Origin of the sequence: Natronolimnobius sp. AArcel1 (assembly GCF_011043775.1) — an archaeon.
GTDB lineage: Archaea > Halobacteriota > Halobacteria > Halobacteriales > Natrialbaceae > Natronolimnobius.
In genome coordinates this window covers 119826-145668 of the sequence record NZ_JAAKXY010000003.1, presented here as the reverse complement: position 1 = coordinate 145668, position 25843 = coordinate 119826, and the positions used below count along the sequence as shown (strand labels likewise).

Annotated in this window: 23 protein-coding genes and 1 pseudogene; 13 read left to right on the top strand and 11 right to left on the bottom strand. The window is 59.4% G+C overall.

Annotation, left to right across the window (positions count from 1 at the left end):
• Positions 1-86 precede the first annotated feature (86 nt).
• Positions 87-2924: a sugar-binding domain-containing protein gene (locus tag G6M89_RS08925; protein WP_165161456.1), complete on the top strand. Its 2838-nt coding sequence runs from the start codon at positions 87-89 to the stop codon at positions 2922-2924.
• 169 nt (positions 2925-3093) lie between these two features.
• Here the strand turns inward: G6M89_RS08925 and G6M89_RS08920 are convergent, their stop codons facing one another.
• Genes G6M89_RS08920 through G6M89_RS08900 form a run of 5 tightly spaced genes read right to left on the bottom strand, consistent with a single transcriptional unit; the run spans position 3094 to position 7149 of the window.
• On the bottom strand, positions 3094-3960 hold the full coding sequence (locus G6M89_RS08920; RefSeq protein WP_165161455.1) for a UbiA family prenyltransferase: 867 nt from the start codon (positions 3958-3960) through the stop codon (positions 3094-3096).
• Positions 3961-4003: 43 nt separating this feature from the next.
• Complete coding sequence (locus G6M89_RS08915; RefSeq protein WP_165161454.1) at positions 4004-5497, bottom strand: FAD-binding oxidoreductase; 1494 nt, start codon at positions 5495-5497, stop codon at positions 4004-4006.
• Between the two features lie 25 nt (positions 5498-5522).
• Complete coding sequence (locus tag G6M89_RS08910; RefSeq protein WP_165161453.1) at positions 5523-5951, bottom strand: hypothetical protein; 429 nt, start codon at positions 5949-5951, stop codon at positions 5523-5525.
• A 23-nt stretch (positions 5952-5974) separates the two neighbouring features.
• Positions 5975-6439: a DUF2240 family protein gene (locus G6M89_RS08905; protein ID WP_165161452.1), complete on the bottom strand. Its 465-nt coding sequence runs from the start codon at positions 6437-6439 to the stop codon at positions 5975-5977.
• Positions 6440-6498: 59 nt separating this feature from the next.
• Positions 6499-7149: a reverse transcriptase-like protein gene (locus G6M89_RS08900; protein ID WP_165161451.1), complete on the bottom strand. Its 651-nt coding sequence runs from the start codon at positions 7147-7149 to the stop codon at positions 6499-6501.
• A gap of 187 nt (positions 7150-7336) precedes the next feature.
• Between G6M89_RS08900 and G6M89_RS08895 the strand changes: the two genes are divergently transcribed.
• From G6M89_RS08895 to G6M89_RS08870, 6 genes are all read left to right on the top strand, one after another.
• Positions 7337-8911, top strand: a complete 1575-nt coding sequence (locus G6M89_RS08895; protein ID WP_165161450.1) for an ABC transporter substrate-binding protein — start codon at positions 7337-7339, stop codon at positions 8909-8911.
• A 102-nt stretch (positions 8912-9013) separates the two neighbouring features.
• On the top strand, positions 9014-10003 hold the full coding sequence (locus tag G6M89_RS08890) for an ABC transporter permease (RefSeq protein WP_165161449.1): 990 nt from the start codon (positions 9014-9016) through the stop codon (positions 10001-10003).
• A complete protein-coding gene (locus tag G6M89_RS08885; RefSeq protein WP_165161448.1) occupies positions 10000-10998 on the top strand; it encodes an ABC transporter permease in 999 nt (332 codons plus the stop codon). The genes G6M89_RS08890 and G6M89_RS08885 overlap by 4 nt, the downstream gene beginning before the upstream one ends.
• 2 nt (positions 10999-11000) lie before the next feature.
• A complete protein-coding gene (locus G6M89_RS08880) occupies positions 11001-12254 on the top strand; it encodes an ABC transporter ATP-binding protein (RefSeq protein ID WP_165161447.1) in 1254 nt (417 codons plus the stop codon).
• Entirely contained in the window at positions 12251-13603 is a 1353-nt protein-coding gene (locus tag G6M89_RS08875) for an ABC transporter ATP-binding protein (protein ID WP_165161446.1), read from the top strand. The genes G6M89_RS08880 and G6M89_RS08875 overlap by 4 nt, the downstream gene beginning before the upstream one ends.
• Before the next feature lie 148 nt (positions 13604-13751).
• Positions 13752-14114 carry a hypothetical protein gene (locus G6M89_RS08870; protein WP_165161445.1) on the top strand — a complete coding sequence of 121 codons (363 nt, stop codon included), beginning with the start codon at positions 13752-13754 and terminating at the stop codon, positions 14112-14114.
• A 116-nt stretch (positions 14115-14230) separates the two neighbouring features.
• Here the strand turns inward: G6M89_RS08870 and G6M89_RS08865 are convergent, their stop codons facing one another.
• Both G6M89_RS08865 and G6M89_RS08860 read right to left on the bottom strand, forming a co-directional pair.
• Positions 14231-14512 (bottom strand): hypothetical protein, encoded by a 282-nt coding sequence (locus G6M89_RS08865; RefSeq protein WP_165161444.1) that lies wholly within the window; start codon positions 14510-14512, stop codon positions 14231-14233.
• 313 nt (positions 14513-14825) lie between these two features.
• A complete protein-coding gene (locus tag G6M89_RS08860; protein WP_165161443.1) occupies positions 14826-17057 on the bottom strand; it encodes a CDC48 family AAA ATPase in 2232 nt (743 codons plus the stop codon).
• Positions 17058-17255: 198 nt separating this feature from the next.
• On the opposite strand from G6M89_RS08860, the gene larC reads away from it, so the two are divergent.
• Complete coding sequence (gene larC / locus G6M89_RS08855; RefSeq protein WP_165161442.1) at positions 17256-18617, top strand: nickel pincer cofactor biosynthesis protein LarC; 1362 nt, start codon at positions 17256-17258, stop codon at positions 18615-18617.
• Between the two features lie 106 nt (positions 18618-18723).
• Here larC and G6M89_RS08850 read toward each other — a convergent pair whose 3' ends face one another.
• Entirely contained in the window at positions 18724-19230 is a 507-nt protein-coding gene (locus G6M89_RS08850; RefSeq protein ID WP_165161441.1) for a hypothetical protein, read from the bottom strand.
• A gap of 692 nt (positions 19231-19922) precedes the next feature.
• Between G6M89_RS08850 and G6M89_RS08845 the strand changes: the two genes are divergently transcribed.
• Entirely contained in the window at positions 19923-21479 is a 1557-nt protein-coding gene (locus G6M89_RS08845; protein ID WP_165161440.1) for a hypothetical protein, read from the top strand.
• Positions 21480-21678: 199 nt separating this feature from the next.
• Here G6M89_RS08845 and G6M89_RS08840 read toward each other — a convergent pair whose 3' ends face one another.
• Complete coding sequence (locus tag G6M89_RS08840) at positions 21679-22035, bottom strand: hypothetical protein (protein ID WP_165161439.1); 357 nt, start codon at positions 22033-22035, stop codon at positions 21679-21681.
• 349 nt (positions 22036-22384) lie between these two features.
• Here G6M89_RS08840 and G6M89_RS08835 point away from each other — a divergent pair, with 349 nt between their 5' ends.
• Both G6M89_RS08835 and G6M89_RS08830 read left to right on the top strand, forming a co-directional pair.
• Entirely contained in the window at positions 22385-22924 is a 540-nt protein-coding gene (locus tag G6M89_RS08835; RefSeq protein WP_165161438.1) for a hypothetical protein, read from the top strand.
• 282 nt (positions 22925-23206) lie between these two features.
• Positions 23207-24010, top strand: a complete 804-nt coding sequence (locus G6M89_RS08830) for a DUF4330 domain-containing protein (protein ID WP_165161437.1) — start codon at positions 23207-23209, stop codon at positions 24008-24010.
• Between the two features lie 2 nt (positions 24011-24012).
• On the opposite strand, the gene G6M89_RS08825 is transcribed toward G6M89_RS08830, so the two are convergent.
• A complete protein-coding gene (locus G6M89_RS08825) occupies positions 24013-24513 on the bottom strand; it encodes a VanZ family protein (protein ID WP_165161436.1) in 501 nt (166 codons plus the stop codon).
• 167 nt (positions 24514-24680) lie between these two features.
• Here G6M89_RS08825 and G6M89_RS08820 point away from each other — a divergent pair, with 167 nt between their 5' ends.
• Together G6M89_RS08820 and G6M89_RS08815 are read left to right on the top strand one after the other, a co-directional pair.
• Positions 24681-24965 (top strand): AbrB/MazE/SpoVT family DNA-binding domain-containing protein, encoded by a 285-nt coding sequence (locus G6M89_RS08820; protein WP_165161435.1) that lies wholly within the window; start codon positions 24681-24683, stop codon positions 24963-24965.
• The gene (locus tag G6M89_RS08815; RefSeq protein WP_241175281.1) at positions 24958-25425 is read left to right on the top strand and encodes a hypothetical protein; all 468 of its coding nucleotides are present in this window, start codon (positions 24958-24960) and stop codon (positions 25423-25425) included. Before G6M89_RS08820 ends, G6M89_RS08815 begins: the two co-directional genes overlap by 8 nt.
• Before the next feature lie 36 nt (positions 25426-25461).
• Here G6M89_RS08815 and G6M89_RS22855 read toward each other — a convergent pair.
• A pseudogene (locus G6M89_RS22855) lies at positions 25462-25803 on the bottom strand (type II toxin-antitoxin system PemK/MazF family toxin); the annotation flags it as partial.
• Between the last annotated feature and the right edge of the window lie 40 nt (positions 25804-25843).

The window sequence follows — 25843 nt, the reverse complement described above, 5'->3', positions numbered from 1 at the left end:
TACTCGTGCCGTTGTGCATTGAACGTCTCGGACAAGGCTACACACAACCACGACCGAATTATGTGCCAGCAGTCGGTGGGGTAGCTATGGACACGATTTCGCTGTCGGGGCCGTGGACACTCCGACTCGATCCGGACGACGAGGGCTACCGCGAGAACCCGTCCGACGAGGTTGACGGGACGATCTATCTGCCCGGAACGACCGACGAGTACGGCTACGGCGACCCCGTCAACGAGCGCTCTCGAGACCATCTCGAGCGCACGCATCGCTACGAGGGACCTGCCTGGTATCGCCGCACCGTAACGATTCCTGACGAGTGGGCGGGAAAGCGAGTGACGCTGACACTCGAGCGTACCCGGCCAACCGAGGTCTGGCTCGACGGGGAACGACTCGGCTCGCGAGTGTGTCTGAGCACGCCACACGTCTACGAGTTCCCGACGGATCTCGAGCGCGGCGAACACGACCTTGCGATTCGTGTCGACAACGCCGATGAGTCGATGGCTCGTACCGGCGTCGAGCGCTCACATGCAGCGACTGAGCACACACAGACCAACTGGAACGGTATCGTCGGCGAGATCCGTCTGGATGCCAGCCCGCAGGTCCGCATCGAGCGTGTCAGAACGACGCCGAACCTCGCCGACAACACGGTCGATTTGGCGGTGACGCTCGATGCACTATCCGCACGCCCACTCGAGGGAACGCTGACCGCGACCGCCCGGAGCGTGACTGACGATGAGGTGCACATGCCTGAGCCACTCGAGCGGGCTATCTCCGTCAACGCCGCGGAATGGACGGATGGGCAAACAACGCTCGAGTGTACCTACGACCTCGGCCCGGATGCACTCACCTGGGACGAGTTCTCGCCGGCGTCGTACAATCTCTCCATCTCGCTCGCATTCGAGACGGACACAGACAGCGGTGTTGACGAATACGAGACGACGGTCGGTCTCTGTGCGTTCGAAGTTGGCGGGACGCAGTTTGCGGTCAACGGCCGCACAATCATCTTGCGCGGGCGAACCGACTGCTGTGTCTTTCCCAAAACTGGCTACCCGCCGACGACGACCGCCGAGTGGGTCGAGCACATGGAAACGGCGAAATCCTACGGCATCAACCACTATCGCTTCCACAGTTGGTGTCCGCCGACAGCCGCCTTTGAGGCCGCCGATCAGGTCGGCATCTACCTCCAGCCGGAGTGTTCCCAGTGGGACTTTGGCACTTCTCTCGTCGACGACGGCGACTACGACTACTACAAGCGAGAAGCCACGCGCATCCTCGAGACCTACGGCAATCACCCCTCGTTCGTCGCGTTCACCCTCGGCAACGAGAACAAGGGCGACGAAGAGCGCCTGAACGAACTCGTCCAGCAGTGTCGGGAATTCGACGACCGCCGGCTGTACGCATACGGTGCGAACAACTTCCTGACCGCGCCACGACCTGGCGAGGCTGATGACTTCTTTATCACCGCAAACGTTCCTGAAGACCCCGACGCCGACCCCGAAACCGTCGCTCGAACGCCAATCCGGGGCACCGGCCACATCAACGACACACCGCCATCGACAACCGTCGACTACGAAGCCGAACTCGAGGCCTACGATATCCCCGTTATCGGCCACGAAATTGGCCAGTACCAGATCCATCCCGACTACGACGAGACGCGCAAGTACCGCGGGGTGCTCCGAGCGCGCAACCTCGAGCGATTCGAGCGCTCGCTCGCGGATCGGTTCATGGCCGGTCGCGACACGGCGTTTCAGGAGGCCTCCGGGCAACTCGCGATCTCGTGTTATCGCGAGGATATCGAAGCCGCGCTCCGCACGGAGGGCTTTGGCGGCTTCCAGCTGCTCGGCCTGCAGGACTTTCCGGGGCAGGGAACCGCGATGGTCGGCGTTCTCGATTCGTTTTGTGAGTCGAAGGGACTACTCGAGGCCCACGAGTGGCGACAGTTCTGTGCGGCCCGTGTCCCGTTGCTCTCGTTCGACCAGTACACGTTCACGACCGCGGATACGTTCGTCGCCGAGGCAACGTTCGCGAACTACGGTCCCGGCGCGGTGACGGACGCGACAGCGGTGTGGTCGATCACTGCACCTGACGGAACCGATATCGCGACTGGAATCATCGAGTGCGAGACACTCGGGCAAGGTGCGCTTACGACAGTTGGAACGATCAACGAGGCGCTTTCCGACGTCGACGCGCCCGCTGAGCTCGAGGTGACGCTTACAGTGTCGGGAACTGACGAGGCGGACGGTTCCGCCGTCGAGCAGACGACGTCGTATCCGCTCTGGGTCTATCCCGAGACCACAGAGTCAGTCGACGACGCCGCAGAGATCACCGTTGTTCGCCGGTTCAACGAGGATGCGCAGGAACGACTGGATGCTGGCGAGACAGTCCTGCTGCTGCCCGAACCGAGCGCGCTTCGATACTCGCTCGAGGGCGCATTCCAGCCTGACTTCTGGAACTACGAGGTGTTCAAGCAAAACGGCAAACCCGGGACGCTGGGGCTGACGACCGACTCCGACCACCCGTTATTCGACGCATTCCCGACTGAGGGCTACGCCGACTGGCAGTGGTGGTCGCTGTTGCGACACTCGCGCCCGATGATCCTCAACGACGCGCCCGCCGAGTTCGAGCCTGCTATTCAAATTATCGATACGATCTACCGCAATCACAAACTCGGCGTTTACGCCGAGACTGCAGTTGGTGACGGCAAACTCGCCATCTGTACGCTGGATCTTTCCCACGATGATCCCGCAGTTCGGCAGTTCCGCCACAGCCTCGAGTCGTATCTCACGTCCGAGGAGTTTGCGCCCGAGGCATCGCTCTCGAGTGGCGTCCTCGAGAGTCTGTTCAACGCTGGTAACGAGAGCGACGGCGTGTACGGCGACGACGCGGGGGCGTGGGTCGAATTCGACGGCAACACCGACGACTAGGGCGTTTCATGGGACCGAAACCGGCGGCTGGCGAACCTGTCGACTGGGACCTACCAATTCATTTTGGCGTGACGGTTATCCCTGAATACGTGTTTCGTTGCGTTGCGAGCTTCTTCATAACCATCCCCGCCCCGACCATCGTGGCCCGGGGCACTCTACAACCCGTGAGTCACGACGCTGTTAGCCACACCAGTGGCTCGAACCAGACGGCAGCGACGAGGACGGCGAGAAAGACGTACGAGCCCCGGATGAGTAACATCGTCGCAAGCGTTGGAGGGGCCCGGCGAGCGATGAGCGCGACTGCGGCGAACGCGAGTGCAGCGAGTATTGCTGTCGGCGGAAAGAGCTGGATAGCAGCGAGAGCCACGACGAGTGAGAGTGCAACGGCCATGAGCCCGTAGGCCACATCTCGAGCACGGCGCTGGCCGACCACAACGGCGACGGTTCGCTTCTGGATCGAGCGGTCGTACTCATAATCCTGGGCGTCATCAATCACCTTGATTCCCGAGAGCAAGACGAGAAAGACGAGCGCAAAGGCGAACGGAACGGCCGTAATCGTGCCCGCTTGCACGTAGAAGCCACCCAGAAGCGAGAGCGAAATACCGAGTGGGTAGCCCGTCGTCGTTGTGAGTGGGTTGGTATCCAGTTGGGGCGCATGATGATAGGCGATCAGCCACGTCGGAAGCGTCAGCGCGACCGCGATCCAGTTGACGAAGACGAACAGCAGGACACAACACAGCGCGAACGCCGCCGTCGACGCCGCGAGTCCTATCCGACACCCGCGCGCTGTCAACGGATGGTCGTCGTCCTCACCACGAATGTGAAAATCGACGTAGCCGTCTTTGACGTGGGCCGTATACACCGCCGCGAACATCGCTGCCACGTGAATCGCAGCGAGTGTGAGCGAAACGTGCCCGGCGAGAACCGCCCCGAACAGCGATGCGGCAAGCGGCGGCGTCATAAACACTGGATGAATCTGCGAGCCGTACGCTCGAGTCACCGCGCGGACGCCGGTCTGTCCCCTCGCGAGCGCCATACGCGAGTGACATCAAACGAGGGTATAATACCCGGGTCGCATCTCACTCATCGGAGTCAGTGGCGTCGGCGGATCCGGAGGCGTTGGTAGCGTCGGCGAACTCGGTAGACTCGAGCACTGATGTCTCCTGCACTCGCTTCCCATCAACTGTCTCCGGAAAAATCTTCCCTGGATTGAGCGTATCCGTCGGGTCGAGCGCGCGTTTGATCCGGCGCATCATTTCGACTGCGCCTGCGCCGTGTTCGGCCTCCAGAAACTGCTGTTTGCCCTCGCCGATGCCGTGTTCGCCGGTGACGGTGCCGCCGAGTTCGATGGCTTTCTCGACGGTTTGCTGGTAGACCTCCTCGCCGCGTTCGACCATTTCGGGGTCGTCGAAATCGACCATCACGTTGTGGTGGAGATTACCGTCACCGGCGTGGCCGTAGCAGGTGGTCAGCAGGTCGTACTCCGCTGAAATTCGCTTGGCTTCCGTGACCATCTCGGGATAGGCGCTGATCGGAACCGTCACGTCGCCGGGATGGAGCATCTCGAGGTCGTCATCGTAGTGTTTGACCGCGAAGGCGATTTCTCGGCGAGCCTCCCAGAGATCGTCCATCTCGCTGTCGCTGGCGCTGACCTCGAACTCGAGGACGTCGTGCTCTTCGAAGATCGCCCGACAGAGGTCAATTTCTTCTTCGATCCCGTGGTTTGCGTGAAACTCGAGAAAGACCATCGGCGCATCGGGTAAGCCGGTATCGAGATAGTCGTTGGTCATCCGCACGCTGAGTTCGTCGAGCAGTTCGATTCGGGCGACGGCGATTTCCGTCCGAACAGCGTCGAAGATCGCTTCGGTCGCATCCTCAAGCGTCTCGAAAATGGCGCGCCCGCCGTGGATCTGCTGGGGGCGACCCGCGAGTTCGAGCGTCGCCTCGGTGACGACCGCGAGCGTTCCCTCGCTACCAACCAGGAGATCTGTCAGGTTGTAGCCACTCGAGGATTTGATCGCCCGCGACCCCGTCTGGACGACGGTGCCGTCGGCGAGGACGGCCTCAAGGCCGAGCACCCAGTCAGACACTTCGCCGTAGCGGACGGTCTGCATGCCGCTCGCGTCGGTGGCGATCATTCCGCCAACTGTCGAGATGTCGCCGGAGGAAGGCAACGGCGGGAAGAAGAGTCCATCGCGGGCGACGTGGTCGTCGACCGCGCTACCGATGAGGCCCGGCCCCACGTCAATCTGGAAATCGTCCGGCCGGTAGTCAACGATGTCATCCATCCGGGTCAGATCCAGACTGATGCCGCCGTGGGCCGGGACCGCGTTGCCCTCGAGGCCAGTGCCCGCCGCGTAGGGCGTCACCGGCACGTCATGGTCAGTCGCCGCCGAAAGAACAGCAGCTACGTCGTCGGTGCTCTCGGGCCAGACAACTACGTCCGGGAGGACCTCTCGGCCGCGCTGTTCGGCCCCCCAGTCTGCGGCGTGGTCCGCGCGCCGGCTCTCGGCAAACGATAGCTGATCGTCCTCGAGTCCGAGGTCCTCGAGAAACGAGTACGCGCCTGTCATATGCCTCCATTAGTCACGGGCTGTATCAATCCGTCGCCAGCGATTGACAGACCGCTTGGACCACGTCCGTTCCCCGTTTGGCCGCCGCGCCGTACTCGAGAAAGACTAGCGTTCGCGGCGGCTGGCTCGCTTTCGGGCGGACGCGAAGATCGAGTTCCTCGGCAGACGTCGCTGCGATGTCCTGTCCCGCCTCGAACTCAAGACGAGCACGATCCTCGTGGACGTAGACTCGCGCGAGGCGGGTACTGTTGGCTGTCTCGTCAGCGCTGTTGGAGTCGCCGTCGCTGTCTACATATTCAACATCATACGCGCGTGCGCCGTCTGCCGTCGGTTCGACATCCCGGTCGGCGTTCGTGACTGCAATTGACTCGAGACCACCGTCCTCGCGGCCGTCAAGTTCGGACGAAAGCAATTGCGCGATGCGCGTCCCGTCGGTGATGCGCTCTTCGACCATACGGATGGTCGGGCGGGCGGCGACTAACGCTCTTCGGCTCCCGTCTCTGTAATCGTCGCTCGAGCAACGGGCGCAATATCGTCGACCTCGAGTCCTTCGCGGCGAGCGTAGACGACAGCAGCGGCTTCGATCGTAATACCGAGTTCGTGCTGAAGCGTGTTGATCGCGCCGACAGCCTCGTGTTTTTCCGCGCCAGCAGCAACGAGTTGATCGAGGACGCGCTCGAACGCCGAGCGCTCGGCGAGAATGTCGTCGTTGGGGACGAACTCGTCGGGGATCGTCACCTCGCTCGTCTCGAACGTCACGAGAAGGTCGTTTCCGTCGTGCTCGAGGAGGCCGTCCTGGGTTGCAACGTCGATCAGGCGTTTGGCCTGATCGGGCGAGAACCAGTCGCGATCGAGCGAGAGCGCAACCACGAACTCACCTTCCTCGAGGCGTGTCGTCCCGTTCTGGATGAACGGGGCGGCGACGGCGACGCGAAGACTCATCGGCGATGAGTTGCTGTGGGGGGAGAATAACGGTGGCGGTTCGACCGCGGTCTCTGAAGTCAGTCTGAGGCGCGCCCACCGCCAGTGGATCCGTTTCGATCGGCTCGAGACGGCGGTGGGAACTCGGTGGCCTGCGTGGTCGACTCGAGGGGGTCGGGCAGGACACAGCGGTCGGGTTCGTGGTTGACGTGGCGATACCGATCCGGTGTGTTTGCGAGGGGGTGAGCGGGGTTTTGGTCGCTGTCGATACGCGCTGCTCTGACTTCGCCGAACCCGTTCAGGCGGGCTTCGATACCGCGCCAGTGATAGCGGGTTTCTCGCGGGACCGAAAGCGGTCGCGGTGCTTTCCGGTCTGGGTGGTTTGTCGCGAGGATGGCGTTGTTGACGTTGCTTGCGAGGGTGTCATGATCGACGAGGACGCCGACGCGAGCGTCTCGAGGTGCGCGTGCGGCCAACACGTCGAGGCCGAGATGAAGCGCCCGATACTCGGCGACGTTGTTGTCCGGCGGCGTATCCGCGGTCGCGATGCGTGCGACACGGGTGCCGTCGCGCGTTTCGATGACGGCGCCCAGCCCACCGCCCGAATCCCGGAAAGACCCATCGGTAGCGACGTAGAAGTCACGATGATGGGTCCGCGGGGGATGGGCGATGTGCGGCGTGGGCGACTCGTCGAACAGGTCCCGCAGTGCGGACCGGCCGTGAGCGGCCATACCACGAGTACGTGATGAGGCTCACTTAAGCTTGTGGGCAGTGTCAACGACTGCGAATAAGAGTGTGTATAGCAATGCACACATAAGTGTCATAATGTTCAAAATTGTCCAGTCAGATAGGCCATATGTAGCATATCTGTGGCCGAAACGACCAACATTTATATTAGATACCCCTCATTCATAGGGTATGAAGGGTGCTGACAACCAGAGTACCGGACGTCGTTCTGTTCTCAAGGCTACCGGCGCAGTCGGTGTAACGGCCGGACTGGGCGCTATCGCAGGCTGCCTGGACGATCCAACCGGTGATGACGACGAGACTGACGAACTCGTCATCACGCAAGGAGAAATCATCGAGAACCCGGATCCCAACGACCACATTACGGGTCCCTATTTCAACGTTCTCGACCCCGTATACGAGCCGCTGTTCAACGTAACACCTGAGTTCGAGTTTGAGCCTCGCGTCGTCACAGAGTGGGAAGACACTGACGACGGCGCTGAACTCACGATTCAGGAAGGTATTACCTTCCACAACGGCGATGAGATGACCGCAGACGACGTCGCCTACACGTTCAACCGAATGATCGATCCCGACGAGGGAATCGAAAGCGATCAGGCCGCCGGCCTGGGTGCAATCGACAACGCCGAGGCACTCGACGAGACGACCGTTCTGTTAGAACACGACGTCGCGCCATCGCTTGCTGAGTTCGAATACGCAAATTACGGCCGCGTCGTCAACCAAGAATGGATCGAAGACCAGGACCAGCCAATCGCTGGCAACGACGCCGACGCGTTCAACGGTACCGGACCGTACGAAGTCGTCGAATACGAACCCGACGTCCAGATCGTCCTCGAGCCGTTCGATGACTACTGGGGCGATGACGCAACACTCGAGCGCGTCGTCTTCAATCAGGACGGCGAGTCGAGCGGGCGCGCAAACGCACTCGAGACCGGCGAAAGCGACATTGTCGACAACATCATCCCAGAAGACGTAGCTGGTGTCGACGATGCAGACGGCGTCGAGATCCGCGAGGAAACGAGCCTCCGGAACGTCTTCCTCGTGATGAAATCGGGCGTCGAGCCGTTCGACAGCACCGAGTTCCGACAGGCAATGAACTACGCCGTCGATAATCAGGGAATTATCGAAGACTCACTTGGCGGCTACGGCGAAGCGATGACGCAGCCAATTCCAGACGGTGTCTTCGGCCACAATCCGGATCTCGATCCCTACGAACAGGATCTCGAGTATGCAGAAGAACTCGTCGAAGAGAGTGGGCACGCGGGCGTCGAGATCACGCTGTACTCGCCTGAGGGTCGGTACCTCAACGATGCCGACGTTGCCGAGATGGCCGCCGACCAGATCGACCAACTCGAGAACGTCGATTGTGACTTCGACACCGCGCCGTTCCCAGACATCTCTGACGCCAACAGTGCGCCGTACGACGACGACGAGATACCGTTCTTCCTCATCGGCTGGGGCGTCATCACGGGTGATTCCGACTACGGATTGGCCCCGTTCTTTGTCGAGGAAGCACCGCAGGAAACGCTGCGCAACGAGGACATCTCTGAGATGATCCTTGAGAGCCAAACGATCGAAGATGAAGACGAGCGCGAAGCACAACTGCAAGAGATCAACGCCGAACTCAGAGAGGAAGCGCCATGGGTGTTCCTCCACTCACAGGACAGCGTCTACGGTGTCCGAGATGATATTGGATGGGAGCCACGGGCAGACGAAAGCATCTATCTCTGGGATATCGACAGCTAACGACCAGCGATCGACGCGGTGCATCGGAACGCTGTTTCGGAGGAATCACGTGCGTTCGACTGCAATCTGTGCATCAATACAGTTGAGGATACTCGACAGACCATGGCTTTTGGAAAATTCTTGCTCAAACGGACCCTACAAGGGGTGCTCGTCGTCTGGGGGGTCGTCACGGTCCTGTTTGGCCTGCGGGCGATTACGCCCGGCGATCCGGTCAATCTAATCGTTGATCCGGCCGTCGATCAGGCGACCCGCGACCGGATCCGTGAGGAGCTCGGACTCGATCAACCCATCTACGTACAGTACGCTGACTACCTACAGGATCTCCTCGTTGGCGATCTTGGCTACTCCTACCAGTCGAGTCGGGCGGTTTCGACAATGGTTATAGAGCGGGTTCCGGCAACGCTCGAGCTCGCTATCGCAGCCACCATCGTCGCGCTCGTGATTGCGATTCCGCTCGGCGTTATTAGTGGAACTCGGCGTAACGATCCGGTTGACTACGGAGCAACGTCGTTCTCGCTGGTCGGGATCAGTACGCCGAACTTCTGGCTCGGGATCATGTTGATCTTATTGTTGTCGGTCAATCTCGATCTCTTCCCGACGGGACGGCGGCCAGTTGCGCTCCACGATGCGCTGTGGATGTTTCTGACGACGTTCTACATTGGTGATTTGCTCACCTGGTTACATCATATCATCCTCCCGGCAGTGACACTGGGGACGTACTTCACGGCACTCATCACTCGCCTCACGAGAAGTGGCATGCTCGATGAGTACGGCAAGCCCTACGTAACCGCGACCGAGGCAAAGGGGATTCCGGAGACGCTCGTTCGGTACAAGCACGTCCTCCGAAACACGATGATTCCGATCATCACCGTCCTCGGCCTCCAACTCGGAACGCTGATCGGCGGTGCAGTCGTCACGGAGACGGTCTTCTCCTGGCCCGGGCTGGGGCTACGGCTCATCGGCGCGATCAACAATCTCGACTGGCCGCTTATCCAGGGGATCATTATCTTCGTCGGAATCAGCTACGTGATCATCAACATCGCCGTCGACGCAATCTATGCAAAACTCAACCCACGGGTGCTAGACGAATGATTTCGGATCGGCTCAAATCCAACCTCAAACAGGAATTTCGAAGCAGTTTGCTGCCGAAAGTTGGACTCATTATCCTGCTTTCTATCGTGTTTATGGCACTGTTTGCGCCCATTCTCGCAACACATAACCCCAGTACGACCGGCCACTTTGACGAGGGTGACTCGTACCCACCGATGGGAACCACTGCTGATGGCTACGAGGTCGTCGACGGTGAGCGAGAACCCGTCGTTGTTGAATCCTCGAGCGATCACTACCTCGGGACGAACAACGTCGGACAGGACGTCTTCTCGAGACTGTTGTACGGCGCTCGCACTTCGTTACTCGTTGGGATCCTCGGGACTGGCCTTGCCGTGTTGATGGGCGTTCCGTTCGGCCTGGTCTCTGGCTATTACGGCGGCCGGGTCGACGATGCGATGATGCGAGTCGCAGATGTCATGCTTGCGTTCCCATCACTCGTCCTGGCGCTTGCACTGATCGGCGTCTTCGGCTCGATGACGATACCGATTCCCGATCCATTCGTCGCGGCCGGCTTTGCGGACGGAATGCCCGGATCGACACCGTTACCCGGAACGGTGACACTTGTCGTCGGGCTCGTTACCTGGGTCTGGTTCGCCCGCGTGGCCCGCGGTGAGGCGATGGCGATACGCAACGAAGAGTACGTCAAAGCCGCCCGCAGTCTTGGGGCGAGCAACAGGACAATCCTCCTCAAACACGTCCTGCCGAACAGCCTGACGCCGGTGATCGTTCTCGCGACGATTCAGGTCGCCGCGATTATCCTCCTCGAGAGTTCGCTGTCGTATCTTGGATTCTCCGGGACGACACTCTCGTGGGGCTATGAGATCCAGCGCGGACAGGATTACCTGCGGCAGAACTGGTGGATTGCAACGATCCCCGGCATTGGAATCGTCCTGTCGGTGGTCAGTATCAACTTGCTCGGTGATTGGCTTCGAGACTCGCTCGATCCAAACATCGAGGGCGAAGGAGGCGGTGCATAACAATGACTGACGATATTCTGCGCGTAAACGGACTCTCGACGCGATTCTTCACGGAACAGGGACAGGTAAACGCGGTTTCGAACCTCGACTTGCGGATCGAACGCGGCGAGGTGTTCGGAATCGTCGGCGAGAGCGGTTCTGGAAAGAGTGTGACCGCTCGCTCGGTCATCGATCTGATCGAATCACCTGGCGAAATCACTGACGGCGAGATCTGGTTCAACGACGCCGACCTCGCCGAGGCAATCGCAGACGACCACCCTGAAGCGGTCGACGGCTCGTTTGTGAACCTCCGTGACATCCCGACGGAAGCGCGTCGATCCCTTCGTGGCACGTCGTTCAGCATGATCTTCCAGGACCCAGAGAGTAGCTTCAACCCGAGTCTCACCGTCGGCGAACAGATCGCCGAAGCCGTCGAAGTCCAGCAGCGAGCCAGTGCGAACCCGCGATCAACTCGAGCGAAAACGCAGTCGTACTCGCTGGGATCGCTCATGCTCTCCTCGGTCATGCCCTCGAGGAAGTACATCAACGAGGCGAGTCGCGAGCGAGCGATCGAACTGCTCGAGTTGGTCGGCATCCCGGATCCCGTCGAGCGTGCCGAGGAGTACCCACACGAGTACTCCGGTGGGATGCTCCAGCGGGCGATGATCGCGCAGGCGCTCGCCGGAGAGCCGGACATACTGGTTGCTGACGAGCCGACAACGGCACTCGACGTCACGATTCAGGCACAGGTTCTCGATCTGCTCGATGACCTCCAAAAGAAAACTGGCATGACGATTTTCCTGATCACGCACAATCTGGGTGTCGTTGCCAGAATGTGCGATCGTGTCGGCGTGATGTACGCCGGTGAAATCGTCGAACGCGGAACGCTCGAGGATGTCTTCGATGACCACGTCCATCCCTACACTGAGGGACTACTCGGGTCGATTCCCGACCTCGAGGCGACTGGTGACCGCCTCGAGCCGATTCCAGGTAACGTGCCAAGTCTGTTGGAACACGAAATGGACGATCGGTGCCAGTTCGCTGATCGCTGTCCGAAGGCTATGGAGGAGTGTCTCTCTCACCCACCAGAGTACGACGCCGATGGCAGCGACGAGCACACCGCGCGGTGTGTTCTTGCCGAACACTCCTATTCCGAAGCAAGAGCACTCTCGAGTGACTTCTTTGGCGACACAGTCGACGAGACGCACGAGGACACTGAGAGGGCGTCTGAACCAGCTGAATCGACGCTCGAGGGGCCAGGAGGTGAGGACCGATGAGTGCTGACGAGCCACTCGTTCGCGTCGACAACCTGCAGAAGTACTTCTGGGAACAGGACTCGGTCCTCGACCGAGTGCTCGGCGCTGAGCCGGTTCCCGTCCGTGCCGTCGACGGCGTCAGCTTCGAGATCAACACAGGCGAGACGCTCGGACTGGTCGGCGAATCCGGCTGTGGAAAGTCGACAACTGGCGAGACGCTCCTTCGCCTGCAAGAGCCAAGCGATGGCCGTGTTGAATTCGATGGACGGAACGTCTACGACCTCGAGGGACACGAACTCACCCAGTTCCGACAGGACGCCCAGGTCGTCTTTCAGGATCCGTTCTCGAGTCTCGATCCGCGGATGACGATTGGCAGCATCGTCAGGCAGCCACTCGACATTCACGACGTCGGTACGGCGTCTGAGCGGCGCGAGCGCGTCCGTGAGTTACTCGAGCGCGTTGGCCTCTCAGTCGACCAGCTTGATCGATACCCCCACGAGTTCTCGGGCGGCCAGCGCCAGCGGATTGGCATTGCCCGGGCGCTTGCGCTCGAGCCGGAGTTTCTCGTCTTGGACGAGCCAACCTCTGCACTCGATGTCTCGGTGCAGGCGCAGGTGTTGAACCTGCTTGATGACCTGCAAGACGAGTTCGATCTCACCTACTTGCTGATCAGTCACGACCTCTCTGTGATTCGGCATGTCTGTGACCGCGTCGCCGTCATGTACCTCGGCGAAATCGTCGAGATTGGCCCCGTCGAAGACATCTTCGACGACCCGAACCATCCCTACACGCAGGCGCTCCTCGAGAGCGTCCCACGAGCGGCGACCGACGAGCAAGAGCGCGACCGACAGACGCTGTCGGGCGACGTGCCATCCCCACGGAACCCCCCGAGTGGCTGCCGGTTCAGAACGCGGTGTCCCGTGGTGATCCCGCCCGATGACCTCGATATCGACCAAGCTGAGTTCCGCCAGATTATGAACCTGCGCGAACGGATCGAAAGCGAGGACATCTCCCTCGAGACCGTTGGCGACGACGAACAGTTTTCCTTCGAGGACGGCTCACTTCCCGCCGACTCGATTCCGGGCTTCGTCGCTGCACTCGAAGACCGTCTCTTTGAGCAGCCGCTTTCTTCACCACACGACGACCGCGTCCGAGAGGCACTCGAGGCGCTTGCGACCCAGGACTGGGAGCGTGCGGCCGACCGACTTCGCCGCGAGTACGAAACTGTGTGTGAAACCACCACGCCAGAACAGCGTACCCCAGAAGCGAACGACCTCGAGGGTGTGAAGAACCACCCTGTCGCATGCCACCGGTACGGTGATTCGTCCGAGAGCAGTGGTGACCCGTCGGTCTCGCAGTTTGATCGATAACGCATCAATCGTGGGTCACTGTCACAGGCGACTACGCGCTGTCCGTCGGTTTCCCCGTTAATGGGTGTGAGCGAAACTGACTGTCTGAGTCTCCAATCCTATTTGTATTGGCAGCAGGTGTATTACCACAGGTTTCGTTGATTCTCCTATGACGACAAGCGCTACTCGAATGGAGGCGGCCTGTTCCCTACTGTCGGAATCGAAGCGCCGATACCTGCTATACCTCCTTGCAGAGACGCGCAACGGAAACATCGAGGATCTCATCACACAAATCTCCGCCTGGGAGTACGACCAGCACGCCGGTGCAATCGACAAAGAGACCAGACAGCGTGTGTACGTCTCACTTGTCCACAATCACCTGCCCCGACTTGCTGACTATGATATCGTCGAGTACGACCTCCGAAGCGGGGATATTGTTCTCGAGGACGGCTTCGACGACATCAAGCCCCTCCTCGAGCAGTTCAAACAGACCGAGGAAGTCCAAGAAATCCGCGCCCGCCCGGCACTATAGACCAGCCTCGAGCCACGTCGACTGTCGCTGAATTGACCTCTACTACGGGATACTCCCAGCCCCCACTCGGTTTCGCACTCACGTTTCATTTCCTCGCGCGCTCGAGAGCAGTCTAATCAGCGCCGGTACTCGTGGCCAACGTACAGCGCAACCAGATTGAGGCCGAGGAGAAACAGAAACAGCAGGGTATGAATGCCTGTCGACAGCCCGTAGAGCAACATCGGCGTGTAACAAATTGGGAGAAAAATTGCCGACCAGAATCCCGCCTTTCGAATCGATGCTGCGATCCCCGGCACCGTCCGCTCGAGAAGCCGTTTTCGCTCTCCGTGCGAGCCAGTATCGACTGAGTCGCGAACAGAATCGGATTGGCGAGATCGGGATGTCGAAGAGTCTGCCATCGAAATACCTGTGTATCACTCCAATAGGCGCTGTACCTACATATATCGCTGCGACGCTTTGGACAATTGCAACCGATTCAGGCGAATACGAGTCGGTTCGAGCCGTGTTCGACCGATTGCCTCAGTCAAAGCCCGATACTATCGGGTTAGCACAGATCAGAGACAACTGTTTCAACTCGAGTAACCATTGCTTACCACGGTTGCCGGGGTCGTAGCAATCGGTTATCTCGGTACACAGCGCTCACGTCTCAGGTTGAGAAAAACAGCCCATATAGCGATTGCAGATCCGTTCGAGCCAGACCGACGAACTGGGTTACTGGAAGCCGATGCGACTGCCACGTCGCCCAGTTGGGTCCGGCCCGCTCGTGCCGCCCTGGAACTCCTCTTCGATGCGGTCGTAGTAGTCCATGATGTCGTCGGTGATCGTCGGCCGGACGTTCTCCATCGCCTGGCGGAAATGGCGCATCTCGACGACATCTGCTGCATCATCCTCACGAAGCGCCTCGATTGCGGCTTCGCGCGTGATCGACTCGAGGTCGCTCCCGACGTAGCCGTCGGTGATCTCGGCGATTTCGCGCAGCGTGACGTCTGCAGCCAGTGGCGTGTCCTCCGTGTGGATGTCGAGGATGCGCTCGCGGCCGTCAACGTCGGGTTGGCCAATCATGACGAGGCGGTCAAATCGACCCGATCGCAGGAGTGCGGGATCGATCATGTCTGGGCGGTTGGTCGCACCGATGACCATCACGTTGCCCATCTCCTCGAGGCCGTCGAGTTCCGTCAGTAACTGGTTGACGACGCGTTCAGAGACGTTCGAACCGCTTTCGCCGCCACCGCGGCCGGGTGCGAGCGCGTCGAGTTCGTCGAAGAAGATCACCGTTGGCGAGACCTGGCGCGCCTTGCGGAAGGTCTGGCGGATGGCTTTCTCCGATTCGCCGACCCACTTGCTCAGCAGTTGCGGCCCGCGAACTGAGATGAAGTTCGCGTTGGTCTCGTTGGCGACGGCTTTCGCCATGAGCGTCTTCCCGGTGCCTGGCGGCCCGTAGAGCAAGACGCCCGCCGGTGGGTCGATACCCAACCGACTGAACCGTTCAGGGCTGTTCAACGGCCACTCGACGGACTCTTGGACCTGCTCTTTGGCGTCGTGGAGACCGCCAACGTCGTCCCACGAGATCTTGGGTAGTTCGACGAGGACCTCCCGCATCGCCGAGGGCTCGACCTCGTTCAACGCGCCGCTGAAGTCCTCGCGCTTGACGATCATCCGATCGATCAGGCTCGGCGGGATATCCTCCTCGTCGAGGTCGATCTCCGGCAAGTACCGTCGCAGCGCCTTCATCGCGGCTTCTTTGGTCAGGGACTCGATGTCCGCACCAACGAAACCGTGGGTCTCATCGGCAAGGTGCGAGAGTGCAACGTCGTCGCTGAGTGGCATCCCGCGCGTGTGAATCTGTAGGATCTCCTCGCGGCCAACCTCGTCTGGCACACCGATTTCGATCTCGCGGTCGAATCGGCCCGGTCGACGGAGGGCAGGATCGACGCTGTCGACGCGGTTCGTCGCCGCGATGACGATGACCTGGCCGCGGGCCTCGAGGCCGTCCATCATCGTCAGCAGTTGGGCGACGACGCGGCGTTCGACCTCGCCGGTGACGTCCTCGCGTTTGGGCGCGATGGAGTCGAGTTCGTCGATGAAGATGATCGCGGGTGACTCCTCGCTTGCGTCTTCGAAGATTTCCCTGAGTTGTTGTTCGGACTCGCCGTAGTACTTCGAGATGATCTCTGGGCCGGCGATAGAGAAGAAACTCGCCGACGTTTCGTTCGCGACGGCTTTCGCGAGCAGGGTCTTCCCGGTGCCCGGTGGGCCGTGTAAGAGCACGCCCTGTGGCGGCTCGATCCCCAGTTTCTTGAAGATCTGGGGGTGTTTCATCGGCAGTTCGACCATCTCGCGCACGCGTTGGATCTCACCCTGAAGGCCGCCGATGTCCTCGTAGGTGATCCCACCTCCGGTCTTCTCGAAGCCTGAGATCGGCTCCTCGCGGAGTTCGACGTCGGTATCCTCAGTAATGAGGACGACGCCTTCGGGTTCGGTCTCGACGGCGATCAGCGGGATTGCCTGGCCCGGCGAGCGCATGAACGGATGGTTCGTCGAGCTCATGACCGGCACGATGTCGCGGCCGACGACTGGCCGTTTGAGGATCTGGCGTTTGACCATGCCAGCGGCGTCAGAGCCGAATTGGACGGACGCCTCTTCTGGCGGTGCCAGGGTGAGCGAATCCGCTTTCGTCGCTTCTGCCTTGCGGATGGTGACTCGCTCTCCGATGCCGACGTCTGCGTTCTGGCGGGTAAAGCCGTCAATGCGGACGGTATCTGTATTCCAGTCCTGCCGGTCGGCGCGCCAGACCTTCGCGGCAGTGGTGTCTGCACCTTCAATTTCGATGATGTCGCCCGGACTCAGCTTTAAATGTAACAGCGTGTCCGGGTCGAGTCGGGCGATACCACGACCCGAGTCGTTCGGGTATGCCTTCGCAACCTCCAGTTGAACTTCATTCATGATTCGGGATGGACGGCGATATCAATCACTCCGATTCGTGATCGGATATGTTTTTTGCTAGCCTCAGTTGTGCTAGTCGCTACCATACGTAAGTTCTCGTGGCGGATACATAGATGTGACGGCGTTCCCTAGATTTGTGAGAACCGTTCCGTGCTTCGCACAGATGGATTTTTGGGCGTGCCCACCGGCCTCGTACCTATGTACGTCCTCGCGTTCGACGGCCGGATGGGAGCCAGCGGCGATATGCTGCTTGGAGCCCTCCTTGACGCCGGTGCTGATTCCGACGCCCTCGAGCCAGTTACTGACGCCCTCGAGATCGAGTATCGGATCGACGAGACGGTTAAGTGTGGTATTTCGGCCACGACGGTCGATGTATTGCTCTCGGACTCGAGTGACTCTGCTGACGGACACCGGAGCGAAGACGAGGAGACAGATGCAGGCAATGATCACGCGCACGAGCACACGCATGGCCATGACGACGCCCACAGCCACGGGCACGCGCATGACCACGACGAGAGCCACGATCACAGCCACGGAAACAATCACACTCCCGTCCACGCCGAAGGCCATGGCCCACACCGCAGCTATCTCGAGGTTTGTACAATCGTCCGCGAGATGGGCCTGCCTGAGTCCGTCGAGCGCGACGTGCTCGCAATCTTCGAACTACTCGGCGAGGCTGAAGCCAGCGTCCACGGCGAGGCACTCGAGGACATTCACTTCCACGAGGTCGGCGCAGACGATGCCATTGCAGACGTCGTCGGCGCAGTGCTCTTGCTCGAGGGTTTGGACCCGGATCGCGTCGTGACGACTCCGCTTGCCACCGGTGGCGGCACAGCGTCGATGGCCCACGGCGAGTTTCCCGTCCCAACACCTGCCGTCCTCGAGATTGCCGAGCGCGCGGACTGGTCGCTGCGTGGAGGCCCTGTCGAGGCAGAACTGCTGACGCCGACGGGTGCGGCAATCCTTGGACACGTCGCAGACGGGATTGAGGTGCTGCCGACGCTCGAGGTCGAAGCCTCGGGCTACGGTGCCGGTGGATATGACCTCGATCCACACCCGAACGTGCTTCGAGCCGTGGTCGGCACGGGCGAGGACCGCAGCCTGGTGAAAGACGATATCGCCGTTCTCGAGACGAACCTCGACGACGCGACGCCGGAAGTGCTCGGCGGGCTTCAGGAGACGCTCACGGATGCAGGCGCTCGAGACGTCTCGATTGTCCCAGCGACGATGAAGAAATCGCGGCCCGGCCATCTGGTGAAAGTCATCTGCAAGCCCGCAGACAGAGCACGTGTCGCGCGAGCGTTAGCCGAGGAGACTGGGACGTTAGGGGTTCGGGACGCCGGCGTGACGCATCGGTGGATCGCCAAACGGGAGTTCGAGACAGTAGAGGTGGTACTCGAGGGGAAACCATACGAGGTGACCGTAAAAATCGCGCGTGATAGTGAGGGGACGGTGTACGACGTGAGCGTGGAGTACGAGGACGCGAAGGCGGCCGCAGCGGCAGCGGGCGTGCCGATCCGAGCGGTTAGTCAGCAAGCAGAGGCGCTCGTTCTGGAGTGAGTTGGTGGTGTGCTCGAGCGAGAGGAACAGCGAGCGCTCTCGAGGAATTATTGTACCCCGGGAAAATGAAGAAATTCTCGTCAGTTACTGCGTTGGTTGGACCGGATTATCCTTCGACGGTCTCGGTGTCGTCACCGATGTCGATTCCAACGTCGAAGTCCTGCACGTTGTCACCGGTCTGAGCGGTGGCGTCGATGTCAGCAGCGTTCTGCTGGTTGACATCCTGCACCTGGGTCACTTGGGAAGCAGCCAGCGATCCAGCAAGTGCGTTGCCAGAGTCAGCACCGTTAGCGAGTGGCTGTGGATCGTCCTTCTTCGGGTCATGCTTTGGGTCGTCAGCAGCAGCCGCGCCGCCGCCAGCGCCACCGTCACTCACAGCGACCGCGTCACCGGAGGTCGCTTCGGAGACGCCAGTCTGTGCGTTGTTGTTCTCCTGGTTCACGTCAATGTTGTTTGTTGCGTCGCCTTGGGTCTGGTCACCGAAGTCGGCGCCAATATCTCCAATGTCGATTCCGTTATCGACGTTCTGCGCCGCAGCGGTTCCTGCAAACCCCATGAACATGAGGCTACCAATCATCGCTACCGTCAGTGTGATCGCGAATGTACGTTTCATAGTTGCGTTGGTCTAGGCACGCATCACACACACGGCTGGGTACTGGATCCCTCTCCGACGGGTGGCAGATCGTGACAGTCCACTATCTGCCGTGTCGCTGTGACGCGTTGCCCAGTCGCTACTCTGCAGGGTATTACACTTGAACCCGGACCACGGTTTCACACCGAATACTCCGATTGGACCGACTGAGGCCATACCTACTGTTATGTGGCCGAAATTACATATACTCGAGAACGGACTGGTAACAGGGCCACACTGTACATTTCCGTGTTGTCATCATCGTGACGAAGAGTATGTGTGGGAGTCTCTGTCGGAAATCTCTCGTAGATGTGACTACCACGAACGCTTCCACACTGAATGCGTCGATTGCATACTCGAAAAGGTTCTATTTTCTGATTGAAAGGCCGTGTCGAGTTGCCAATACCACTCCCTGCTGCGACATAGTTTCTTACTGAATCAGTTCACATCAAGAGATAATCTTTAGCGAAACCACCGCCTTCCGTCCATAAATCGCCGCCTTCTGCGTAGTAGGTCCCATACACCGTCAGCACAACTGACCGATAACAAAGACGGTAATCAGGATATGATGGTTCACGCCGGAGAGGTGCAAAAAGAAACGACTCTCACGGCACGAATCAAAACAACTCATGAGCAACACAACGACGATACGTTCACGATATACGACAGTACTTATGGCGTGTATAGTCGCCCTATCGATGATCGCGGCCGGCGCACCGGCTGCGGCCGCAGGCGAAGACCCCTCCGAGAGTTCAGTCCACGCACTCGAGAACGGTGAAGAGCTGTATCTCGTCTTCGGCGCTGATCTCGGCGACAAAACGCTAGACGAGTACATCGAAGCACAGTCAGGAAGTGAAGCTGATGCAGACATCAACCAGTACCAGGATGTCGATCAGGTAAACATCAACCAGCAGAATAACGCAACGTCGATCTCGATCGACGGCGGTGAGGCGACCGCAATCCAGGACGCAAACCAGTACAACGACAACGAACAGTTTGCTGATGCGGCCGCACAGAACGTCCAGGTCGATGAGACTAACTTCGAGGACGTCGGCACCGTCAACGTCGTTATCGGTAACGGCGACGGCCAGCAGTTCGACGGCTGGGGCATCGCCGACAAGAAAGGCGACAAAGCCGATGTTGACGCCGACCAGAGCGCAGACACCGTTGTGACCCAGAGCCAGGTCGTTGGCCAGCTCAACTACAACGAACAGAGCACTGCGTTCTCGCTCGCGGAGAACGAGAGCGATGCAGTTGCCCTCCAGCAATCCCAGCAGTCCAACCAGAACCTCCAGCACGGTGCAGCGAACGCGACGAACGTCTACCAGGGTGCTGGTGACTTCAGCGACCAGTCCGCTGATGCGACGGTCAACCAGGAACAGTCCCTCGATCAGACGAACTACAACGAGCAGGACAGCGCTGTCGCCATCGCAGTCGGTGAGAACAGCACTGCAACGTCGATCCAGCTGACCGACCAGACCAACTTCAACGACCAGATCGCCACCGCCGACAGCACGAACATCCTCGAGATGATGTCCGGCATGAGCATCGCAACGGCCGGCATCGACGATGACGGTGCGATGGATGACGCCGCAGCGGCGATGAGTGACCTCGCAGAGGACAAAGACGACGATACAAAGTACGACGACAAGCACGCGGACGACAAGAAAGACGATAAGAAGGATGACAAGAAGGACGACCAAAAGGACAAAGAGCACAAGAAAGACGACGGCTCGGCACAGTCAGCAACCTCCGAGGTCGCACAGGGCCAGGAAGTCGAGCAGATGAACGTCAACCTCCAGAGTTCGGCTATGGCACTTGCCACCAACGGCAGTGACGCCACGGCAGTTCAGTGGTCCCACCAGAACAACGTCAACAGCCAGATTGGCTACGCTGACGCGCTGAACGTCTACGCCGGCCCCGCCTACGCACACGACAGTGTCATCACTTCGGACACGACGAGTGTGATGCTCGGCGGTGACGCCATGGAAGAGGCACCAGGTGTCGCGTTCGACGCCGATGCGAACCAGACTAACGACGTCGAACAAGAAGCCAGCGCACAGATCGAGCAGATCCAGTTCGTTGCACAGGAGAACATCAACGAACAGCAGGCTGCCATCGCCGTCGCTGACGACGCCGGCAGCGCTGACTCTGCACAGGTGACGATGCAAGAGAACGAGAACATCCAGTACAGTGCCGTCGCCTCGACAAACGTCTGGGCTGCAGTCTAACGACGACTAACCGGCGCTTTTTCTCGTTTTCGCGGTGTACTCTGTTTGTTCGAGAGTGACAACCAGATCTAACGCGTCGGTCTGGCGTGCGTATCACTCGGTATCTAACAGTATGTGAGACTGGACAGCGTCCGTCTCATGCAACTTAGTGTGCTCGAGAGAAACGATAGCGGCGGCGAGTCGTCGATCGACTCTCGCGCTACTCGAAGAGCGAACCGGTCAGGAAGTCATCGCCGAATCCGTCATCGGTGAATCCGTCATCGAAGAACCCGTCCTCGAGGTCGAATAGGTCTGCACTGTCAGTGTCGCCAGTGTCGGTTACCGTCTCTTCAACCTCGACAGTCTGTTGGTCGTCGACGACTGCCTGTTCACTCTCTTCGACCGTTACATTTTCAGCCACTGAGTCGCTCGCCTGTTCGACTGAGGTGTTGTCAGCGTCTACCCCGTCCGTCTGTTCCTGTGCCATCGCTGCGCCAGCGCTGAGTGTCATCCCAAGCAATCCAATAGCAACAGCGATCGTAATCGCCTGTCGGTAGCGTCGTTGTCTGTCAGTCATTGATAGGCCCCTGCGGCGAACGTCGTGTCAATCTGTTCATGGATAAACGACTGGAATCGTTTAGCGGACAAACACTCGATTTCGAGACAATAGGTGTCGGTTGTCGTCGAGACGCGACAAACGTCCCTGGATCCCCGCTGGTGATTTTTGATGGTTACGGAATGCAGTCGAAACACCTCACCCTCGAGTTCGAGTGTGGGCACGAAACAGTCCCAAGAGCGACTTACGGTGATGCTTGCTGTGTGGAATAGATAGTGGCTCACATCGTTCATAAATTGATTAGTTTGTCTTCGAGATGGTCTCTCGAGGCTGAAAAAGCGGTTTTAGATAGGCACACGTGAGGGATACTATGCAACTGACACGACGTATGGTCGTCGCTCTTGGCGGACTGCTCAGTCTGGGCCTGCTCGAGCGACTCCACAGTATAGTCACGGCCAACGAGAGCGCCACCGACTCGGCAACAAATAGTACCGAGACGGAAACGGACGAGACGGGCGATTCAGACACAGAAGATGACGAGACAGCATGGACGCTTCCGGACGACAGTCCGCTCGAGGAGATCGCAACCGTCGCCATCGATGCCGTCGACGAGGATGGCCTCGAGGAACCCATGCTTTCGATTACAAACACCGACGAAGATGACCGATCACTCACCCTTCGGATCGACTTCGAGGATGCAGACGAGCCCGCACTCGAGGCGACCGACGACCTGCCGGGAGAGACCGTTCTCGAGGTTGTCGCTGGTGAGCCGGGAACCTACGAAACGATGGTCGAATCGGGGTCATTAGAGAGTACGACCTCCATCAGCGCATCTGCGGACTGCCTCGCGCACACGGAGATCACACTTGGAGACAGTGGGGTCAGCATGAACACCTCAATGAGTTGTTGAACCGTGACCCATCGGACAGCATCGACGGACTCGAGAAGAGGAGACCGTTTCGGTTGGCTGGGACGCGTCACTTGTCCCTACCACCGGCCCTTATATATTACAACCTGTTACGCAAAGGTATGAAAGGGTGCTGGAGTGCAAAGAACTGTTGGTGGCGGTATCAGCGACCCCTGGTGGCGATCCATCGGGCGGTTGGGACCCAATATCGGCGGGTGAACACACAATGAGCAGCGTCCGAATAGCGGATCACGACCGAACCACGCGGACACACTTTGGCCAGCCATGGAACTAATCGACGAAAACGGGAACCTCTTGGGTGTGGTCAACGTCATCGACGCGCTGGTGGTCTTACTCGTCCTCGCTATCGGCGTCGCCGGCATCGCTGTCGTCACGATGGGTGCCCCTGGACCGGGAGACACCGAATCGGCCACGGAAACCGAAACCCAACACGTCACTCTCGAGGCAGATTCCCAGCCAGACTACGTCGTAGAGCGCCTCGAGCCGGGTACCGAAGGCACTGTCGCAGGTGATCAGAACGCGACAGTGACTGATGTCCAGACGATACAGTCTGAAACCCTCCTTCGCCTCGAAATCGAAGGCGAACCCGTAGAGGACCTCGACACCATCAACGTCGGCGATGAACCGGTCCAGTTCAATCGCGATTTGACCGTTGATTTCGGACTGTACGCCGTCAATGGCTCCGTTTCCGAGTTGGGAACTGAGCCAACGCTCAACATGGAACGCACGAGCGCCACTGTTTCGCTGTCGCTCACCGAGGTTGACCCGACCCTTGGAGACGCCCTCGAGGCCGGACCAACCGCAACTGAAGGTGGTGACACGGTTGTCACAGTCACAGACGTCGAGCGCGAGCCTTCGCTGCTCGTCCTCGAGAGCGACGACGGCGAACTCCACGAACACGAGCATCCGCGCTATGAGGACCTTCAGGTAGCACTCGAGGTTGAAGCGCTCGAAACCGACGACGGCCTCTACTATCAGGGTCAGCGCCTCGGTGTGGGCCAGGATCTCGCACTCGAGTTCGAGACGCTTGCTGCGACCGGGACTATCACGCAGGTCGAGAGCGAGTGAGATTACGGTGAGCGCAGCGTCCGTCCAACGGGGACGAACTGCACTCGCTGCTCGAGATGATACCACGACAGCGCCAGTGCCGAGCCGACGGCGTTGATTGCGATATCGATCATAGAGGCGGTTCGTTCCGGCAGGAAGAACTGTCCGAACTCCATCAGCGCACCGTACCCTGTTGCGAGTGAGAAGACGAGAAGCGCCTTCCGGACCGCGGGTGCGTTTCGGTCCGCAATGGCGTACGCGAGCGCGAGTGTTAACGCTGCATACGCGACTGCGTGGCGCTGATACGAGCCTGGAACGCTGGCAACGCCGCTTGTTGTGAGCGTGGCTGTCGGCTCGAGTGGCTGCAGTGCTGGCGGTGCGGTGACCAGCGACCAGTAGCAAATGAGCGCGCCGACGGCCCCTGCAGGAAGCCATCGAAGCGGCCACGGGACCAAGGGAAGGCGAATCGACACCGTATTCGGGTGGACACCGTGTTTCCGGTTAGTAACGAGCCAGTTGACCACTGGTAGCTGGTTCCTTCCGGGTTGCAGTACCGTTCGGTGTGTCAAAGATTTAATCGCAGATGCAGTACTGTTGTTTCTCCGTGATCACTATTCCGACGAACTTCGGTAGTGAGGGTGTTACAGCTCCGACCAGAACTCTTATGAGATTTCCCACTGAATGTGGGAATATGGTCACCGTGGATTCAAAAGGACGGGTCGTCCTCCCGCAGGAGGTCCGAAAGCGACTCGGGATTACTCCTGGAGCGGAAGTGGAGATTCATGAAGAAGACGGAAAAGTTGTCGTTGAACCGGAAGATGACCCTGAACAGATTATCGAACGCATGGAGAATCTTGTTGCGGAAGCGACAGCAGACCGAACAGAGACGACCCCGCTTGGCGAAGGCGTTGAGCCAGTTGCCCAGACGCACCGAGCAGCTGTTCGAAAGGGCGCAACAAAAGATCGCGATGAGTGAGACAAGCGGCCCGTATCTTTTCGATGTTGGCGTCATTGCGCTCGCACACACAGAGACACCGGTTCGTGCTTCTGCGCTCTCATACGTCCGAGATGCCATCACCGGTGACATCGATGCTATCGTCCCATATCCTGCGCTATTCGGTGCACATACTGTCTTGACGACGTACTACGGACACTCGAACACAGATGCGTCTCGACTGTTGGAAAATTTCATGGACGCAAAACGAATTCATTGGTATGATGAGATGCCCGATGAAGTGGTTCGAGGTGGGCTTTCCCGCTCACGTGATGCAAACGTCAACGGGTGGGATGGGTACTACGCTCAGGTCGCAATTGATGAAGGAGTGAATACAGTATTGACGATTGACTATGACTTTGAACAATTTGATGCGTTCGACACCGAGGTTATTCTCTCACCTGACGAATTTAGTGAATTAAATCGGTTTCTTGGAGAGTGACGCCGTCGGTTTTCGACTGCTGGATAACCGAGGCTCTCATTGAAGTTCTTCGACGAGCACAGCGACTGCCTCGTCAACAAGGTCGCTGTCAAGCCGACCCTGCCAGAAATCGATGTCCTCGTGATCAATTGATTGGACGCCCCACGGGACGATCTGGCTCTGGTTCGGCGTCCCACCACGAAGCCACTGCTCCGAAGGGATCGCGATACGGCCATCCATCCAGGACTTCGACGTCAGCGTCAGCGCAATATATTGGTCGCCGTGAAATGGATGTCCCTCGTTGTTCGAGAGAACAAGTCACGGCCGCGCAGCGTCCGCTCCTTTGAACGGATCGTCACCGTAGACGACATCGCCTCGCTCAAAAGTGACATCCTCCTCGCCGTAAACGGAGAGGGATCAAAGATCCCTCAGGCAGTCG